17 protein-coding genes are annotated in these 17,266 nt (G+C 69.9%); 13 read left to right on the forward strand and 4 right to left on the reverse strand.

The genetic code is table 11. From position 1 onward, the window contains the following. Nucleotides 1-63: 63 nt before the first annotated feature. Nucleotides 64-1,137 carry an alanine racemase gene (gene alr, locus RA210_RS20780; RefSeq protein ID WP_201487868.1) on the forward strand — a complete coding sequence of 358 codons (1,074 nt, stop codon included), beginning with the start codon at nucleotides 64-66 and terminating at the stop codon, nucleotides 1,135-1,137. Between the two features lie 94 nt (nucleotides 1,138-1,231). Then, the gene (locus tag RA210_RS20785; protein WP_201487869.1) at nucleotides 1,232-3,496 is read left to right on the forward strand and encodes a YgiQ family radical SAM protein; all 2,265 of its coding nucleotides are present in this window, start codon (nucleotides 1,232-1,234) and stop codon (nucleotides 3,494-3,496) included. A gap of 87 nt (nucleotides 3,497-3,583) precedes the next feature. On the opposite strand, the gene RA210_RS20790 is transcribed toward RA210_RS20785, so the two are convergent. Further along, nucleotides 3,584-3,967 carry a hypothetical protein gene (locus tag RA210_RS20790; RefSeq protein WP_136491136.1) on the reverse strand — a complete coding sequence of 128 codons (384 nt, stop codon included), beginning with the start codon at nucleotides 3,965-3,967 and terminating at the stop codon, nucleotides 3,584-3,586. A 106-nt stretch (nucleotides 3,968-4,073) separates the two neighbouring features. Then, nucleotides 4,074-4,721 (reverse strand): oxidoreductase, encoded by a 648-nt coding sequence (locus RA210_RS20795; protein WP_136491135.1) that lies wholly within the window; start codon nucleotides 4,719-4,721, stop codon nucleotides 4,074-4,076. 156 nt (nucleotides 4,722-4,877) lie between these two features. Between RA210_RS20795 and RA210_RS20800 the strand changes: the two genes are divergently transcribed. Next, a complete protein-coding gene (locus RA210_RS20800; protein ID WP_136491134.1) occupies nucleotides 4,878-5,240 on the forward strand; it encodes a CidA/LrgA family protein in 363 nt (120 codons plus the stop codon). Beyond that, nucleotides 5,237-5,953 carry an LrgB family protein gene (locus tag RA210_RS20805; protein WP_136491133.1) on the forward strand — a complete coding sequence of 239 codons (717 nt, stop codon included), beginning with the start codon at nucleotides 5,237-5,239 and terminating at the stop codon, nucleotides 5,951-5,953. The genes RA210_RS20800 and RA210_RS20805 overlap by 4 nt, the downstream gene beginning before the upstream one ends. 1 nt (nucleotide 5,954) lies before the next feature. Here RA210_RS20805 and RA210_RS20810 read toward each other — a convergent pair whose 3' ends face one another. Both RA210_RS20810 and RA210_RS20815 read right to left on the reverse strand, forming a co-directional pair. Next, nucleotides 5,955-7,271, reverse strand: a complete 1,317-nt coding sequence (locus RA210_RS20810) for a bifunctional DedA family/phosphatase PAP2 family protein (protein WP_201487870.1) — start codon at nucleotides 7,269-7,271, stop codon at nucleotides 5,955-5,957. After that, nucleotides 7,268-7,987 carry a DNA-3-methyladenine glycosylase gene (locus RA210_RS20815; protein ID WP_201487871.1) on the reverse strand — a complete coding sequence of 240 codons (720 nt, stop codon included), beginning with the start codon at nucleotides 7,985-7,987 and terminating at the stop codon, nucleotides 7,268-7,270. Before RA210_RS20815 ends, RA210_RS20810 begins: the two co-directional genes overlap by 4 nt. Nucleotides 7,988-8,133: 146 nt before the next feature. On the opposite strand from RA210_RS20815, the gene RA210_RS20820 reads away from it, so the two are divergent. The 9 genes from RA210_RS20820 (at nucleotide 8,134) to RA210_RS20860 (ending at nucleotide 17,257) form a co-directional block, all read left to right on the forward strand. Further along, nucleotides 8,134-9,399 (forward strand): glutamate-5-semialdehyde dehydrogenase, encoded by a 1,266-nt coding sequence (locus RA210_RS20820; RefSeq protein WP_201487872.1) that lies wholly within the window; start codon nucleotides 8,134-8,136, stop codon nucleotides 9,397-9,399. Next, nucleotides 9,399-10,055, forward strand: coding sequence for a nicotinate-nucleotide adenylyltransferase (gene nadD / locus RA210_RS20825; protein WP_201487873.1), 657 nt, complete (start codon nucleotides 9,399-9,401; stop codon nucleotides 10,053-10,055). Before RA210_RS20820 ends, nadD begins: the two co-directional genes overlap by 1 nt. A gap of 10 nt (nucleotides 10,056-10,065) precedes the next feature. Further along, nucleotides 10,066-10,419 (forward strand): ribosome silencing factor, encoded by a 354-nt coding sequence (gene rsfS / locus RA210_RS20830; protein ID WP_201487874.1) that lies wholly within the window; start codon nucleotides 10,066-10,068, stop codon nucleotides 10,417-10,419. Between the two features lie 8 nt (nucleotides 10,420-10,427). Continuing rightward, the gene (rlmH, locus tag RA210_RS20835) at nucleotides 10,428-10,895 is read left to right on the forward strand and encodes a 23S rRNA (pseudouridine(1915)-N(3))-methyltransferase RlmH (protein WP_136490742.1); all 468 of its coding nucleotides are present in this window, start codon (nucleotides 10,428-10,430) and stop codon (nucleotides 10,893-10,895) included. Nucleotides 10,896-10,905: 10 nt separating this feature from the next. After that, nucleotides 10,906-12,825, forward strand: a complete 1,920-nt coding sequence (gene mrdA / locus RA210_RS20840; RefSeq protein WP_201487875.1) for a penicillin-binding protein 2 — start codon at nucleotides 10,906-10,908, stop codon at nucleotides 12,823-12,825. 37 nt (nucleotides 12,826-12,862) lie between these two features. Then, entirely contained in the window at nucleotides 12,863-13,966 is a 1,104-nt protein-coding gene (gene rodA, locus RA210_RS20845; protein WP_168772539.1) for a rod shape-determining protein RodA, read from the forward strand. Nucleotides 13,967-13,986: 20 nt separating this feature from the next. Continuing rightward, a complete protein-coding gene (gene mltB, locus RA210_RS20850; protein ID WP_136490745.1) occupies nucleotides 13,987-14,997 on the forward strand; it encodes a lytic murein transglycosylase B in 1,011 nt (336 codons plus the stop codon). Nucleotide 14,998: 1 nt separating this feature from the next. Further along, nucleotides 14,999-16,030: a septal ring lytic transglycosylase RlpA family protein gene (locus RA210_RS20855; protein WP_136490746.1), complete on the forward strand. Its 1,032-nt coding sequence runs from the start codon at nucleotides 14,999-15,001 to the stop codon at nucleotides 16,028-16,030. Nucleotides 16,031-16,096: 66 nt separating this feature from the next. Continuing rightward, complete coding sequence (locus RA210_RS20860; RefSeq protein WP_201487876.1) at nucleotides 16,097-17,257, forward strand: D-alanyl-D-alanine carboxypeptidase family protein; 1,161 nt, start codon at nucleotides 16,097-16,099, stop codon at nucleotides 17,255-17,257. Nucleotides 17,258-17,266: the final 9 nt, after the last annotated feature.

The following is a 17,266-nucleotide window of genomic DNA, read 5'->3' on the forward strand; positions in this document are numbered from 1 at the left end:
TCAAGGAAAACGGGCGTCCAGCGGGTAAGATGGACGCCCGTTTTCCGTTTCGAGGCCCCGCCCATGCGCCCCCTGGTTGCCACCATCGATCTGTCCGCCATCCGCCACAACTACGCGCGGGCCAGGGCCTGCGCGCCGGGTCGGCAGGTGTTCGCGGTGGTCAAGGCCAACGCCTACGGCCACGGTGCGCGCGAGGTGGTCAGCGCCCTGCCGGAGGCCGACGGCTTCGTGGTCGCCTGCCTGGAGGAGGCCGGCGAGGTGCGCGGCCTGCACGGCCGGGCGCGGGTGTTGCTGCTGCAGGGCTGCTTCGAGGCCAAGGAATACCTGATGGCCGCCCAGCTCGGCCTCGACGTGGTGGTGCAGAGCCGCGAGCAGGCCGAGGCGCTGCTCGCCAGCAACCTGGTGCGCCCGCTCAACGTCTGGCTCAAACTGGATTCCGGCATGCACCGTCTGGGCTTCGCTGCCGACGAACTGCGCGCCTGGCATGCGCGCCTGGCCGGCGCCGAGCAGGTGGCCGAACTCAACTTGCTCAGCCACTTCGCCTGCGCCGACCTGCCCGGGCATCCGCTCAACGCCGCGCAGCTGGACTGCTTCCGCAGTCTCGACGACCTGCCGTTCAGTCAACGCTCGCTGGCCAACTCGGCGGCCATCCTCACCCGCCCGGAAGCGCACCTGGACTGGCTGCGCCCGGGGATCATGCTCTACGGCGCCAGCCCGTTCGCCGAGCGCCCGGCAGCCGAGTTCGACCTGCGCCCGGCGATGACCCTGAGCGGGGCGCTGACCGCCGTGCGCGAGGTGCCGGCCGGGGAGAGCGTCGGCTACGGCGCCGGCTGGGTGGCGCAGCGGCCGACGCGCATCGGCACCATCAGCTGCGGCTATGCCGACGGCTACCCGCGCTGTGCGCCGGCCGGCACCCCGGTGCTGGTCGGCGGCCAGCGCGTGCCGCTGGTGGGACGGGTGTCGATGGACCTGCTGACCGTGGATATCACCGCCGTGCCCGAGGCGCAGGTCGGCACGCCGGTGGAGCTGTGGGGCGCGCAGCTGCCGGTCGACGAGGTGGCCGCCGCCTGCGGCACCATCGGCTACGAACTGCTCAGCAAGGTCACCGCGCGGGTGGCGCGCCGGCACCGCTACTGAGGCACCAATCCCGACTTCGGGCGTCGGATTTGTACACTTTTTGTGCTATCCTCCGCGCCCGCGCAATTCCCGCCGAGAGTTCCTGGTCACCGCCATGCAAGCCGTCAAGCCGCTGTTCGACTATCCCAAGTACTGGGCCGAATGTTTCGGGCCCGCGCCCTTCCTGCCGATGAGCCGGGAGGAGATGGACCTGCTGGGCTGGGATTCCTGCGACGTGATCATCGTCACCGGCGACGCCTACGTCGACCACCCGTCGTTCGGCATGGCGATCATCGGCCGCCTGCTCGAGGCGCAAGGATTCCGCGTCGGCATCATCAGTCAGCCGGACTGGCAGTCGAAGGACGACTTCATGAAGCTCGGTGCGCCGAACCTGTTCTTCGGCGTGGCGGCGGGCAACATGGACTCGATGATCAACCGCTACACCGCCGACCGCAAGATCCGCTCCGACGACGCCTACACCCCCGGCGGCGTGGCCGGCAAGCGTCCGGACCGCGCCAGCATGGTCTACAGCCAGCGCTGCCGCGAGGCCTACAAGGGCGTGCCCATCGTGCTCGGCGGCATCGAGGCCTCCTTGCGGCGCATCGCCCACTACGACTACTGGCAGGACAAGGTGCGCCACTCGATCCTGATGGACGCCAAGGCCGACATCCTGCTCTACGGCAACGCCGAGCGCGCCATCGTCGAGGTCGCCCAGCGGCTGGCCGCCGGCGAGCCGGTCCAGTCGATCGACGACGTGCGCGGCACCGCCTTCGTGCGCCGCGGCACCCCCGAGGGCTGGTTCGAGATCGACTCCACGCGCATCGACCGCCCGGGGCGCATCGACAAGATCATCAACCCCTACGTCAACACCCAGGATCTCGAGGCCTGCGCGATCGAGCAGGGCAAAGGCGGCGTGGAAGATCCCAACGAGGCCAGGCCGGTCGAGCTGCTGCCGCATCCGAAACTGACCCGCGAGCGCACGGTGATCCGCCTGCCGTCCTACGAGAAGGTGAAGAGCGATGCGGTGCTCTACGCCCACGCCAACCGCGTGCTGCACCTGGAGACCAATCCGGGCAACGCCCGCGCGCTGGTGCAGCGCCACGGCGAGCAGGACGTCTGGCTGAATCCGCCGCCGATCCCGCTGACCACCGAGGAGATGGACTACGTCTTCGGCCTGCCCTACGCCCGCGTGCCGCACCCGGTCTACCAGGGCGAGAAGATCCCGGCCTACGAGATGATCCGCTTCTCGGTGAACATCATGCGCGGCTGCTTCGGCGGCTGCACCTTCTGCTCGATCACCGAGCACGAGGGGCGGATCATCCAGAACCGCTCGGAGGAGTCGATCCTGCGCGAGATCGAGGAGATCCGCGACAAGGTGCCGGGCTTCACCGGGGTGATCTCCGATCTGGGCGGTCCCACCGCCAACATGTACCGCATCGCCTGCAAGAGCCGCGAGATCGAGGCGGCCTGCCGCAAGCCGTCGTGCGTGTATCCGGGCATCTGCGACAACCTCAACACCGACCACTCGGCGCTGATCCAGCTGTACCGCGACGCCCGCGCCCTGCCCGGGGTGAAGAAGATCCTGATCGCCTCCGGCCTGCGCTACGACCTCGCCGTGGAGTCGCCGGAGTACGTGCGCGAGCTGGTCACCCACCACGTCGGCGGCTACCTGAAGATCGCTCCGGAGCACACCGAGCGCGGCCCGCTGGACAAGATGATGAAGCCGGGCATCGGCACCTACGACCGCTTCAAGAAGATGTTCGAGAAGTTCTCGAAGGAGGCGGGCAAGGAGCAGTACCTGATCCCCTACTTCATCGCCGCGCACCCGGGCACCACCGACGAGGACATGATGAACCTCGCCCTGTGGCTCAAGCGCAACGGTTTCCGCGCCGACCAGGTGCAGGCCTTCTACCCGTCGCCGATGGCCACCGCCACCGCCATGTACCATTCGCGGCGCAATCCGCTGCGCAAGGTCACCTACAAGAGCGACGAGGTGTACATCGTCAAGGGCGAGCGCCAGCGCCGCCTGCACAAGGCCTTCCTGCGCTACCACGACCCGAAGAACTGGCCGATGCTGCGCGAGGCGCTCAAGGAAATGGGCCGCGCCGACCTGATCGGTCCGGCCAAGCACCAGCTGATCCCGGCCACCCAGCCAGCGGGCGACGGCGGCTACCAGAGCGCGCGGCGCAAGAACTCCACCCCGGCCGGCAGCCGCAAGGTCGGCGCCGCCGCGGGCAAGCCGCTGCTCACCCAGCACAGCGGTCTGCCGCCGCGCGCCAGCGATGGCAGCAAGGCGTGGAACAAGGGCGAGGAGGGCAAGGCGCAGGCCTTCGCCCGCGGCAAGAAGAAGCCGGGCGGCAAGCGTCCGGGCGCACGCTGACCGACGCGGCGCCCAGCTGGTCGCAGGGCGCCGCGGCAAGGGGATTCGCTGGGCGCGCCGTCCGTTCGGGCGGCGCCGGGCAGGCTGTCAGTGCAGGGCGAGGCGGTCGCTCTGCGCGCAGTGGCGCTCCAGCCAGCCCTGCAGCAGCTGCAGCAGCTGCAGGCCGACCGGTTCGCCGCGCTCGTGGCGCTTGATCAGCTCGAGAACGTCCATGCACAGCTGATTGTGGGCATCGACATGGGCGGCGTCGGCCGGCTGGCCGAGTTCCAGATAGGCCTCCTCCTCGCTGACCAGCGACTGCAGCAGGCCGCTCATCAGGCGCTCCAGGCATTCGCCGATCGCCGGCTGCGAGCAGTCCTGCTGCAGGCGGGCGCTGAGGGCTTCCGCCAGCTGGCCCAGCCAGCAGCGCTGCGCCTCGATGACGGCGCGGCCGTGAAGTCCTTGTTCCTGCCAGGGGTTGAAAGCGGTCATCTCGAGTCCCTCGGGTCGTTTTGCGGTTGTGCCGCTGTTCTCGCGGCTTTTCGTACGGCGTTTGCCCAGCCTACAGGCCGGTTGTGACAGCTCGGTGATGCGTCGCTCAGCGTCCCAGCCGGCGCAGCTCGTCCGACTCGATCACCCGGACGCCTCGCCCTTCCTCGAGGGCCAGGCGCCAGAGGGCGCGGGCGAGTACGCATACCGAAATGGCGCGCCACTTTCCAAGCAACAGGCGTGCCATGGGTGCGAAGGCCTGTTCCAGCGGGCGCTGTTCGCGGCGCGGGCCGAGCAGCAGGGAGGGGCGGGCGATGGTCAGCTGCGGCCAGTCCTGGGCCTTCAGCGCCTCCTCCATCTCGCCCTTGATGCGGCTGTAGAACACCTTGGAATGCGGGTCGGCGCCCAGTGAGCTGAGCACCAGCAAGTGGCGCGCGCCCAGTTCGCGGGCACGCCGGGCGCAGGCGATCACCAGGTCGTGGTCGATGGCGCGGAACGCGGATTCGGAGCCGGCCTGGCGCAGGGTGGTGCCCAGGCAGCAGAAGGCGGTATCGACGGGACCGGCGAGGCGAGGGAGGATTTCCAGCAGATTGCCGCGCGGGTTCTCCAGATGTGGGTGAACCGACAGCGGCCGCCGGCTGGGGGCCAGCACGCGCTGCACGGTCGGCTCGCAGAGGGTGCGGTCGAGCAGGTGCTCGCCGGCCAGGCCGCTGGCGCCGAAAATCAGCAGGTGGTGGGGACTGTTGGAGTGCGGCATTGGCTGCTCGTTCTGTTTGTTATTCTGCGTCGGCGCGCCCGGTGCCGGCGGCTATGGCCCTAGATCACCATGGCGGTCGGCGCAGGGTCAAGTACATCCAAAGTGTAGTTGCTGGGCGAGGCCCTATAATGCGGTCGAGTTCATGGAGGGGTTGCGATGCTGTTGCGGGGGATTAGCTGGCTGGTGCTGTTCCAGCTGCTGGGTACGGGGCTGAACGTGCTGCTGTTGCCGATGCTGCCGGGGCCGATCATCGGCATGCTGCTGCTGTTCGGTTTCCTGGTCTGGCGCGGCGAGGTGCCGGCGCCGGTCGGCGAGGCGGGCGGCGCCCTGCTGCGCTACCTGCCGCTGCTGCTGGTGCCGCCGGCAGTGGGGGTGATGGCCTACGCCGAGGCGATCGCCGCCGATTTCTGGGCGCTGGCCGGCACCCTGGTGCTGTCGCTGCTGATCGCCATGCTGTTCGCCGGCTGGCTGATGCAGCGCCTGATCGACCGTCAGCAGCGCCGGGAGCCCGAGGCATGAGTGGCTCCCTGAGCGCCGCCGCGCAGGCGATTCTCCAGCATCCGCTGTTCGGCTTCGGCATCACCCTCGGCGCCTACCAGCTGGCTCTGGCGCTGTTCGAGCGCACCCGCTGGGTGTTCCTGCAGCCGGTGCTGCTGTCGATGACCCTGGTGATCGGCGTGCTGCTGCTGTGCGGCATCGACTACGCCGAGTACCGCGCCAGCGTCAGCATGCTCAGCGTGTTCCTCGGCCCGGCCACCGTAGCCCTGGCCATCCCGTTGTTCCTCAATCTCAAGCGCATCCGCCAACTGCTCTGGCCGATCCTGATCACCCTGGCGCTGGCCGGCAGCCTGGCCACCGCGCTGGGCATCGGCTTCGCCTGGCTGTTCGGTGCCGACCACGTGATGCAGATGACCCTGCTGCCCAAGTCGGTGACCTCGCCGATCGCCATGCTGGTCGCCGAGCAGCTCGGCGGCATCGCCGCGCTGGCGGCGGTGTTCGTGCTGATCACCGGGGTGATCGGGGCGATCTGCGGCCCGGCCCTGCTGACCCGTATCGGCGTGCGCAATCCGGCGGCGCGCGGCATGGCCCTCGGCCTCACCGCCCATGCGGTGGGCACCGCCCAGGCGCTGCAGGAGGGCGAGGAAACCGGCGCCTTCTCGGCGCTGGCGATGAGCCTGATGGGCGGCGCCACCGCCATCCTGCTGCCGCTGGTGGTGGCCACGGTCGCCTGACTCAGCGGCGGTACAGCGCCATTTCCGCGCCGGGCAGCCAGCCGAGCAGGCTGGCCAGCGCCAGCAGGGCCAGGGGCAGCAGCAGCCAGCCGCGCAGGCGACCGCTGGCCGGCAGCGGCTGGCGCCACTGCACCAGCAGCAGGGCGAGGGCGCACAGGCTGCCGGCGAGCAGTGCGCCGGCCAGCACGTCGGTCGGCCAGTGTACGCCGAGATAGACCCGCGAGACGGCGATCGCCGTGGCCGGCAGGCTGGCGAGCAGCAGCCAGGCCAGGCGGATGCGTGCCGGCGCGCCGCGCCCGGCCAGCACGCCGAGCGCCAGGCAGAGGGCGAAGGCCGCCGAGCTGTGCCCGCTGGGCAGGCTGAAGCTGTCTAGCGGCTGCAGCAGGATCTCCGGGCGGGCGCGGGCGAACAGCAGCTTGAGCCCCTGGTTGGTCAGCGCAGTACCGCCCAGGGCCAGCATGGCGAACAGCAGGGCGCGCCACTGGCGCTGCAGCGCCAGCAGCAGGAGCAGCGCCGCGCCGGCGGCCAGCTGCACGGCGAAGTCGCCCAGCCGGGTCAGCTCCACCATCCACTGGTCCAGCGCCGGGGTGCGCAGGCGCTGCGCCAGCTCCAGCAGCGCCTGGTCGAAGGCGGCGAAGTGCCGCCAGCCGGCGAAAAGGGCCAGCAGCAGCGCGGCGCCCAGCGTCGCGGCCAGCGGCGCCGCCGCGCGCCGTTCGCGCAGGCTGGCCTGGGCGGCCAGCACCAGCAGCGCGGCCAGACCGCCGGCCAGCACGCCGGCCTGCCACCAGAAGCCTTCCGGCAGCGGCAGGCGCAGGGCTGCGCCGGTCATCCAGCCGGGCAGCAGGTAGGCCGTCGCCCAGCCGGCGGCGGCCACCAGGCTGACCGCGGCGAAGCGCGGCAGCGGCATGTCGAGCATGCCGGCGACGGTCGGCAGCATCGGCCGCAGCGGGCCGATGAAGCGGCCGAGCAGCAGGCTGATCACCCCGTAGCGCTGGAAGTAGAACTCGGCCTGGGCCAGCCATTCCGGATGGCGGCGCAGCAGCGGCAGGCGGCGGATGTCCTCGTGGAAGCGCCGGCCGAGGGCGTAGGACAGCGCGTCGCCGAGCAGGCCGCCGGCATAGCCGAGCAGCAGGGTCTGCCACAGCGTCAGCGCGCCGCCGCCGGCCAGGGCGGCGACGGCGAACAGCAGCACGGTACCCGGCACCACGATGCCGGCGATGGTCAGGCATTCGATGCAGGCGATCAGGAAGATGGCCAGGCCCAGCCACTCGGGATGGGCGCCCAGCCAGGCGGTGAGGCTGTCGAGCCACTGGCTCATGCGTCTTGCTCCTTGACGTCGATCAGATGGAAGTCGCTGCCTTCGCGCTGGCCGCGGCGCAGCGGGTTGCGCGTGCAGTGGCGGGCCCAGGCGGCATCGACGAAGCGGTATTCGAGGTGCTCGTCACGCCCGCGGGGGATGCCCAGGCGGGTGGTCTGCACGATCCGCGCCGGCCGCTCGCCGACGTCCTCGACGAACAGGCGCTGCCAGTCGAAGCGCGCACCGTCCCAGTCCGGCACCTTGAGGCCGAGGGCGCGGCACAGCAGGGTCTGCCCGGCGCACAGCTTTTCCGGCGGGCGCGGCCGGCCCTGGCGGTCGGGGTTGTTGGCCTGCATCCGTGCCAGCGAATCCGCGCCGCTCAGCGCATCCTGCCAGGGGGCGCCGGACTTGATCAGCACCGCGTTGCCGGCGCCGTGGGCGCTGAAGTTCAGCGAGTCGCCGCCGCGCGCGTAGTACATGTAGATGTGCCCGCCGTCCATGAACAGTGCGCGGCGCTTGTGGGTGTAGCCGAGCGAGGCGTGGCTGCCCCGGTCGGTCAGGTAGTAGGCCTCGGTCTCGATGATCCGCGCGCTCAGCCACAGGCCGTCGACCCGGTGGCGGATCACCTTGCCGAGCAGTTCGCGCGCCACCAGGCAGGCGTCGCGGTCGAAGAAGGCGTCGGCCAGCGGGCGGGCGCCGGGCCAGGGCAGGGTAGCGGGGGCAGGCGAGGCGGTCATCTGGCGCGGGCGGGTGACGGAAGGGCGGCCATGATAGCAACACCCGGCAACGAGCGGCTCCTGCCGTCCGCCCGTTGCTGCTGGGCGCGGCCCGGCTGGCAGGGCTATAATCGACGACTTTTTCCAGCCGTCGGATCGCCGAGACCATGACCGAGTCCGTACTCGATTACATGACCCGCCTGGGTCGCGCCGCGCGCGAGGCCTCGCGCGTCACCGCTCGCGCCACCACCGCGCAGAAGAACAACGCCCTGCTGGCCGCCGCGCGCGCCCTCGACGCCGCACGCGAGGAGCTGATCCGCGCCAACGCGCAGGACCTGGACAACGGCCGCGCCAACGGCCTGGACGAGGCCATGCTCGACCGCCTGGCGCTGACCCCGGCACGCATCGACGACATGATTGAGGGCCTGCGCCAGGTCGCCGGCCTGCCCGACCCGATCGGCACCATCCGCGACATGCGCTACCTGCCCTCGGGCATCCAGGTCGGCAAGATGCGCGTGCCGCTGGGGGTGATCGGCATCATCTACGAGTCGCGCCCCAACGTGACCATCGACGCCGCCAGCCTGTGCCTGAAGTCCGGCAACGCCACCATCCTGCGCGGCGGCTCCGAGGCGATCCACTCCAATCGCGCCATCGCTGCCTGCATCCAGCAGGGCCTGGCCGAGGCCGGCCTGCCGGCGGCCTGCGTGCAGGTGGTGGAGACCACCGACCGCGCGGCGGTGGGCCAACTGATCGCCATGCCCGAGTTCGTCGACGTCATCGTGCCGCGCGGCGGCAAGGGCCTGATCGAGCGCATCAGCCGCGACGCCCGCGTGCCGGTGATCAAGCACCTGGACGGCATCTGCCACGTCTACATCGACGTCGCCGCCGACGAGGGCAAGGCGATCCGCGTCGCCGACAACGCCAAGACCCAGCGCTATGCGCCGTGCAACACCATGGAGACCCTGCTGGTGCACGAGGCCATCGCCGCGCGCGTGCTGCCGCCGCTGGCCGAGATCTACCGTGCCAAGGGCGTCGAGCTGCGCGGCTGCGCGGCGACCCGCGCGCTGCTCGGCGCCGACGTGCTGGAGGCGACCGAGGAGGACTGGCACACCGAGTACAACGCGGCGATCCTGTCGATCCGCGTGGTCGACTCGCTGGAGCAAGCCATCGAGCACATCAATCACTACGGCTCGCACCACACCGACGCGATCATCACCGAGAGCTTCACCGACGCGCGGCGTTTCCTCACCGAGGTGGATTCCAGCTCGGTGATGGTCAACGCCTCGACCCGCTTCGCCGACGGCTTCGAGTACGGTCTGGGCGCCGAGATCGGCATCTCCACCGACAAGCTGCACGCCCGCGGCCCGGTCGGCCTGGAGGGGCTGACCAGCGAGAAGTACGTGGTGTTCGGCGACGGTCACGTGCGCGGCTGATGATCCGGCGCATCGGTCTGCTCGGCGGCACCTTCGACCCCATCCACATCGGCCACCTGCGTGCCGCGCTCGAGGTGGCCGAGCAGTTCGCCGTCGACGAGTTGCGCCTGATCCCCAGCGCCCGCCCGCCGCACCGCGGCACGCCGCAGGTGAGCGCGCAGCAGCGCCTGGACATGGTGCGCCTGGCGGTGGCCGACGTGCCGCCGCTGGCGGTCGACGACCGCGAGCTGTGGCGCGACAAGCCGTCGTGGACCATCGACACCCTGGAGTCGCTGCGCGCCGAGCTGGGCGGCGAGGTCCAGCTGCTGCTGCTGGTCGGCTGGGACGCCTTCTGCGGCCTGCCGACCTGGCACCGCTGGCAGGAGTTGCTCGACCACTGCCACATCGTCGTGCTGCAGCGCCCGGACGCCGACAGCGAGGCGCCGGAAGCCCTGCGCGACCTGCTGGCCGCGCGCAGCGCCAGCGATCCGCAGGCGCTCAGGGGGCCGGCGGGGCAGATCGCCTTCGTCTGGCAGATGCCGCTGGCGATCTCCGCCACCGGCATCCGCGAGCGCCTGGCCGCCGGCCGCTCGATCCGCTTCCTGGTACCCGACGCGGTGCTGGCCTACATCCACACGCACGGTCTGTACCGTGCCACCCCATCTACCCAAGAGTGAACATCCGACAATGCAAGCCGAACAACTGGTCCAGGTGGTGATCGCCGCCCTGGAAGAACTGAAAGGTCAGGACATCCTCACCATCGACGTGCGCGAGAAGACCAGCATCACCGACTTCATGGTGATCGCCACCGGCAGCTCCAGCCGCCACGTCAAGTCGCTGGCCGAAACCGTGCTGGAAAAGACCAAGGAGCAGGGCGTGCGGCCGATCGGCAGCGAAGGCCTGGACTCCGGCGAGTGGGGCCTGATCGACCTCGGCAACGTGGTGGTGCACGTGATGCAGGCAGCCACCCGCCAGTTCTACGACCTCGAGCGCCTGTGGCAGGGCGCCGAGCAGAGCCGCGCCCAGCAGTCGCAGGAGTAACGCCCGGCATGCGCATCCGACTGATCGCCGTCGGCTCGCGGATGCCGCGCTGGGTCGAGGAGGGCTGGCAGGAGTACGTCAAGCGCCTGCCGCCCGAGCTGGCCCTCGAACTGGTGGAGATCCCGCTGAACACCCGCGGCAAGAACGCCGACGTCGCCCGCCTGATCCGCCAGGAGGGCGAGGCGATGCTGGCGCGGGTGCAGCCCGGGGAGCGCGTGGTCACCCTCGAGGTCCATGGCAAGCCGTGGAGCACCGAGCAGCTGGCCGCCGAACTGGACCGCTGGCGCCTCGACGCGCGCACTGTCAACCTGATGGTCGGCGGCCCGGAAGGGCTGGCGCCGGAGGTGTGCGCGCGCAGCGAGCAGCGCTGGTCGCTGTCGCCGCTGACCCTGCCGCACCCGCTGGTGCGGGTGCTGCTCGGCGAGCAGATCTACCGCGCCTGGACCGTGCTGTCCGGCCATCCGTACCACAAGTAACCGCGCCTCCATGCCGCAGCCGATCCAGCTCAAGGACCACGAACGCGATGCCCGCCTGGTGCGCAGCCGGGCGATCGTCGGCGCGATCTTCGTGCTGCTGCTCACCGGCGTGCTGGTGGCGCGCATGTACTACCTGCAGGTGATCCAGTACGAGCACCACTCGACGCTGGCGGAGAACAACCGCATCCACGTGCAGCCGCTGCCGCCGACCCGCGGGCTGATCTACGACCGCAACGGGGTGATCATCGCCGACAACCGGCCGAGCTTCAGCCTGACGGTGAGCCGCGAGCGCGCCGACGACTGGCGTCAGGTGCTCGACACCATAGTCGAGGTGCTCGAGCTGGGCGAGGAGGAGCGCGCGCTGTTCGAGAAGCGCGTGCGCCAGGGGCGGCGGCCGTTCGAGCCGGTGCCGATCCTCTTCGAGCTGACCGAGGAGCAGATCGCCCGCATCGCGGTCAACCAGTTCCGCCTGCCCGGCGTCGACGTGGTCGCCCAGCTGGTGCGCCACTACCCGCAGGGCGAGCACTTCGCCCACTCGGTCGGCTACGTCGGGCGGATCAACGAGCAGGAGCTGAAGAGGCTCGATCCGGTGGACTACAGCGGTACCCACCACATCGGCAAGACCGGCGCGGAGAAGTTCTACGAGGACGTGCTGCACGGCCAGGTCGGCTACGAGGAGGTCGAGACCAACGCCCGCGGCCGCGTGCTGCGCGTGCTCAAGCACACCGACCCGATCCCCGGCAAGGACATCCGCCTGCACCTCGACCTCAAGCTGCAGGAGGCCGCCGAGGCGGCGCTGGGCGGCCGCCGTGGCGCGGTGATCGCCATCGAGCCGGCCACCGGCGGCGTGCTGGCGATGGTCAGCCAGCCGAGCTTCAATCCCAACCTGTTCGTCACCGGCATCGGTTTCAAGGACTATGCGGCGCTGCGCGACTCCATCGACCGGCCGCTGTACAACCGCGTGCTGCGCGGCCTGTATCCGCCGGGCTCGACGGTCAAGCCGCAGGTGGCGCTGGCCGGCCTGGACGCCGGGGTGGTCAATTCGGCGAGCCGCGTCTACGACCCGGGCTACTACCAGCTGCCGGGCAACAGCCACAAGTACCGCAACTGGAACCGCAGCGGCGACGGCTGGGTCGACCTCAACCTGGCCCTGGCGCGCTCCAACGACACCTATTTCTACGACCTGGCGATCAAGCTCGGCATCGACCGCCTGCACCAGTACATGAGCGCCTTCGGTCTCGGTCAGCGGGTGTCCCTCGACCTGTCCGAGGAAGCCGCCGGGCTGATGCCCTCGCGCGAATGGAAGCGCGCCAACCGCCGCCAGGGCTGGTTCCCCGGCGAGACGGTGATCACCGGCATCGGCCAGGGCTACATGCTGACCACCCCGCTGCAGCTGGCCCAGGCCACCGCGCTGATCGCCAATCGCGGCCGCTGGGTGCGCCCGCGCCTGCTCAGGGACGCCGACGGCATGAGCGCCGAGCAGCTGATGGCCTCCGGCCTGCTGGAGGAGCGCGACACGCCGCCGAACATCGTCGCCAGCAACCCGCGCTACTGGGACCAGGTCACCCGCGGCATGGTCGAGGTGGTGCACGGCGCGCGCGGCACCGCGCACAAGCTCGGCCTCGGCTCGCCCTACCTGATCGCCGGCAAGAGCGGCACGGCGCAGGTGGTGGCGATCCGCCAGGGCGAGAAGTACGACCGCAACAAGGTGCGCGAGCGCCATCGCGACCACGCGCTGTTCGTCGCCTTCGCGCCCGCCAACGACCCGAAGATCGCCGTGGCGGTGATGGTGGAGAACGGCGAGTCCGGCTCCGGCGTGGCCGGCCCGGTGGCCAAGCAGGTGCTGGACGCCTGGCTGCTCGACGAGCATCGTCGGCTCAAGCCCGAATTCGCGCCGCCGCCGGCGGCAGAGGTGGCCCGTGAACACTAGCCCGAGCTTCGACCGCACCCTGTCCGGGGAGGACGTGCTGCGCCGCCGCGCCAGCCTGCTGCAGCGCCTGCACATCGACGGCCCGCTGCTGCTGCTGCTGGTGACCCTCGGCGTGGTCGGCCTGTTCGTGCTGTGGTCGGCCGGCGGCAAGCACTGGGAGCTGCTGCTCAAGCAGACCACCTCGTTCGGCATCGGCCTGGTGGCGATGTGCACCATCGCCCAGCTGGAGCCGCGCTTCATGGCGCGCTGGGCGCCGCTGGCCTATGGTTGCGGCGTGCTGCTGCTGCTGGCGGTGGAGTTCGTCGGCTACACGGCGATGGGCGCCACGCGCTGGATCAACATTCCCGGGGTGATCCGCTTCCAGCCCTCGGAGTTCATGAAGCTGATCATGCCGGCGACCATCGCCTGGTACCTGTCCAGCCGCAGCCTGCCCCCCAGCTTCAAGCACCTGCTGATCGCCCTGGCGCTGATCGGCGTGCCCTTCGTGCTGATCCTCAAGCAGCCCGACCTCGGCACCGCCATGCTGATCCTCGCCTCCGGCGCCTTCGTGCTGTACATCGGCGGTCTGCGCTGGTGGTGGATCGGCGGGGCGATCGCCGCGGCGGTGCCGGTCGCGGTGGCCATGTGGTACTTCGTGCTGCACGACTACCAGAAGCAGCGCGTGCACACTTTCCTCGATCCGGAGAGCGACCCGCTGGGCACCGGCTGGAACATCATCCAGTCCAAGGCGGCCATCGGCTCGGGGGGGGTGTTCGGCAAGGGCTGGCTGCTGGGCACCCAGTCGCACCTGGATTTTTTGCCGGAAAGCCATACGGACTTTATCATTGCCGTGCTCAGCGAAGAGTTCGGCATGGTCGGCGTGTGCCTGCTGCTGGTGGTCTACCTGCTGCTGATCGCCCGGGGGCTGGTGATCACGGTGCAGGCGCAGACCCTGTTCGGCAAGCTGCTGGCGGGGAGCATCACCCTGACCTTCTTCGTCTACGTTTTCGTCAACATCGGCATGGTCAGCGGCTTGCTGCCGGTGGTGGGGGTGCCGCTGCCTTTCATCAGCTACGGCGGAACTTCGCTGGTGACGCTGATGTCAGGATTCGGCATTTTGATGGCGATCCATACGCACCGCAAATGGATCGCCCAGGTTTGAGACTCGGAGTGAAAAGCACAATGCACAGAGTGCGCGCATGGGTTCGGCAGGGCGTGTGCCGGATCGGCCTGGCCGGTCTGCTCGGCATCGCCGCGCCGGCCATGGCTGGGGACTACCAGAGTTCACCCGCGGTCGATGCCTTCATCGGCGAGATGGTGCGCGAGCACGGTTTCACCGCACCGCAGCTGCAGGCGCTGCTCGGCGCCGCCGAGCGCAAGCAGCCGATCCTCGACGCCATCTCGCGGCCGGCCGAGCGGGTCAAGCCGTGGAAGGAGTACCGGCCGATCTTCATCACCCAGGCGCGCATCGACCAGGGCGTGGCGTTCTGGAACCAGCACGCCGAGTCGCTGGCGCGCGCCGAGCGCGAGTACGGCGTGCCGGCCCAGGTGATCGTGGCGATCATCGGCGTGGAAACCTTCTTCGGCCGCAACACCGGCAACTGGCGGGTGCTCGACGCCCTGGCCACCCTCGGCTTCGACTATCCGCCGCGCGCCGACTTCTTCCGCAAGGAGCTGCGCGAGTTCCTCCTGCTGACCCGCGAGCAGCAGGTCGATCCGCTCAGCCTCAAGGGCTCCTACGCCGGCGCCATGGGCCTGCCGCAGTTCATGCCGAGCAGCTTCCGCGCCTATGCGGTGGACTTCGACCACGACGGCCACATCGACATCTGGGGCAATCCGGTGGACGCCATCGGCAGCGTGGCCAGCTACTTCCACCGCCACGGCTGGGTGGCCGGCGACCCGGTGGTGACCCGCGCGCGCGTCGCCGGCACCCGCTTCGCCGACGGCCTGACCCAGGGCCTGGAGCCGGTCAAGTCGGTGGGCGACCTGCGCCAGCTCGGCTGGACCCCGCTGGATGCGGTGGAGGACAACTACGCGGTGACCGCCTTCCGCCTCGAGGGCGAACAGGGCGACGAGTTCTGGATGGGCCTGCCCAACTTCTACGTGATCACCCGCTACAACCGCAGCGTGATGTACGCCATGGCCGTGCACCAGCTCTCCAGCGCGCTGCATGCGCAGCGCCAGGAGTTCTGACATGCGCCCATCCCTGCCGCGGCTGCCGCTGGCCGTACTGTGCAGCCTGGCCCTGCTGAGCAGCTGCACCACCTCGCGCGCGCCGGTCGACAGCGACCAGGCCGTTTCCGGCCCGGGCAGCTACGCCCGCCCGCACCGCGACGGCGCGCCCTGGTGGGACGTCGACGTGTCGCGCATCCCCGACGCCGTGCCGATGCCGCACAACGGCCCGGTCAAGGCCAGTCCCTACACGGTGTTCGGCAAGCCCTACTATCCGATCCAGGATGCGCGCAACTACCGCGCCACCGGCACCGCCTCCTGGTACGGCACCAAGTTCCACGGCCAGGCCACCGCCAACGGCGAGACCTACGACCTGTACGGCATGACCGCCGCGCACAAGACCCTGCCGCTGCCCAGCTACGTGCGGGTCACCAACTTGGACAACGGCCGGAGCGTGATCCTGCGGGTCAACGACCGCGGGCCGTTCTACTCCGACCGCATCATCGACCTGTCCTTCGCCGCGGCGAAGAAGCTCGGCTATGCCGAGACCGGCACCGCGCGGGTCAAGGTCGAGGGCATCGACCCGCAGCAGTGGTGGGCCCAGCAGGGCCGGCCGGTGCCGATGGTGCTGGCCAGCAATGCCGGCGCCCCGCGCAGCAACAAGCTGATGAGCCTGCCGGCGCCCAGCGAGGTGCGCAGCGTGCCGCAGCCGGTGGCCGCGCCCATCGAGACCTGGACGCCGCCGCCGGAGCAGCATGCCGCCGCCGTCCTGCCGGTCGAGGTGGCGGTAAAAAAAAACGCTTCTGCCCCAGCCGCTGGGCTGTATCTCCAGGTGGGCGCCTTCGCCAACCCGGACGCTGCGGAACTCCTCAAGGCCAAGCTGAGCTCGGTGGTGGGGACTGCGCCGGTGTTTATCAGCTCGGTCGTGCGCAACCAGCAGGTCCTGCACCGGGTGCGCCTGGGGCCGATCGACACTCAGGATGAGGCCCTGCAGCTGCAGGACTCCCTGCGGCTGGCCAGCCTCGGCCAGCCGACGCTGGTGCGGCCGGACTGACGCCGCCCGGCACCGTAGCAATGCCCGCAAGGGCCTGATTCACCTACCTAGCTATTCGAGAGACGGATGAACATCACCACCTTAGTGCACCGCTTGTTCCTGCTGGTCCTGCTCGCCGCGGCACCTGCCGCCTGGGCCGCCGAGCAGGTCGTTCCGGCGCCGCCGCAACTGGCGGCCAAGGCCTGGCTGCTGATGGATGCCGACAGCGGCAACGTGCTGGTCCAGCAGAACGCCGACGAGCGCCTGCCGCCGGCCAGCCTGACCAAGCTGATGACCGCCTACATCGCCACCCTGGAGATCAACCGCGGCCAGGTCGGCGAGAAGGATCTGGTGACCATCAGCGAACACGCCTGGCGCACCGGCGGCTCGCGCATGTTCGTCCAGGTCGGCACCCAGGTGACCATGGGCGACCTGCTGCACGGCATCATCATCCAGTCCGGCAACGACGCCAGCGTGGCGGTGGCCGAGCACATCGCCGGCAGCGAGGACGCCTTCGCCGACCTGATGAACACCACCGCCGGCAAGCTCGGCATGGTCAACAGCCACTTCATGAACGCCACCGGCCTGCCGCACCCGGAGCACTACTCCTCGGCCCACGACATGGCCAGGCTGGCGCGCGCGATCATCAAGGAAGACCCGGCGCACTACGCCATCTACGCGCAGAAGGAGTTCCTCTGGAACAACATCAAACAGCCCAACCGCAACCTGCTGCTGTGGCGCGACAAGACTGTCGACGGCCTGAAGACCGGCCACACCGAGGAAGCCGGCTACTGCCTGGTGGCTTCCGCCGTGCGTGACGGCCAGCGCCTGATCGCCGTGGTGTTCGGCACCAACAGCGAGCAGGCCCGCGCCGCCGAGACCCAGAAGCTGCTGACCTACGGCTTCCGCTTCTTCGAGACCCGCCAGTTCTACGCCAAGGGCGCCGAGCTGACCCAGGCCCCGGTGTGGAAGGGCGCCGAGCGCCAGCTCAAGGCCGGCCTGGCCGAGGACCTGACCCTGACCCTGCCGCGTGGCCAGATGGACAAGCTGCAGGCCAGCATGACCCTGCAGCCGATGATCGAGGCGCCGGTGGCCGCCGGCCAGGAAGTCGGCAAGGTCGAGGTGCGCCTCGGCGAGCAGGTGCTGCACAGCGCGCCGCTGGTGGCCCTCGAGGCGGTCGAGGAGGGTGGTATCTTCCGCCGCCTGTGGGATAGTATCCGACTGTTTTTCTACGGATTGTTCAACTGATCCATTGAC

The organism is Pseudomonas sp. OF001 (assembly GCF_904426495.1).
Classification (GTDB): Bacteria; Pseudomonadota; Gammaproteobacteria; order Pseudomonadales; family Pseudomonadaceae; genus Geopseudomonas.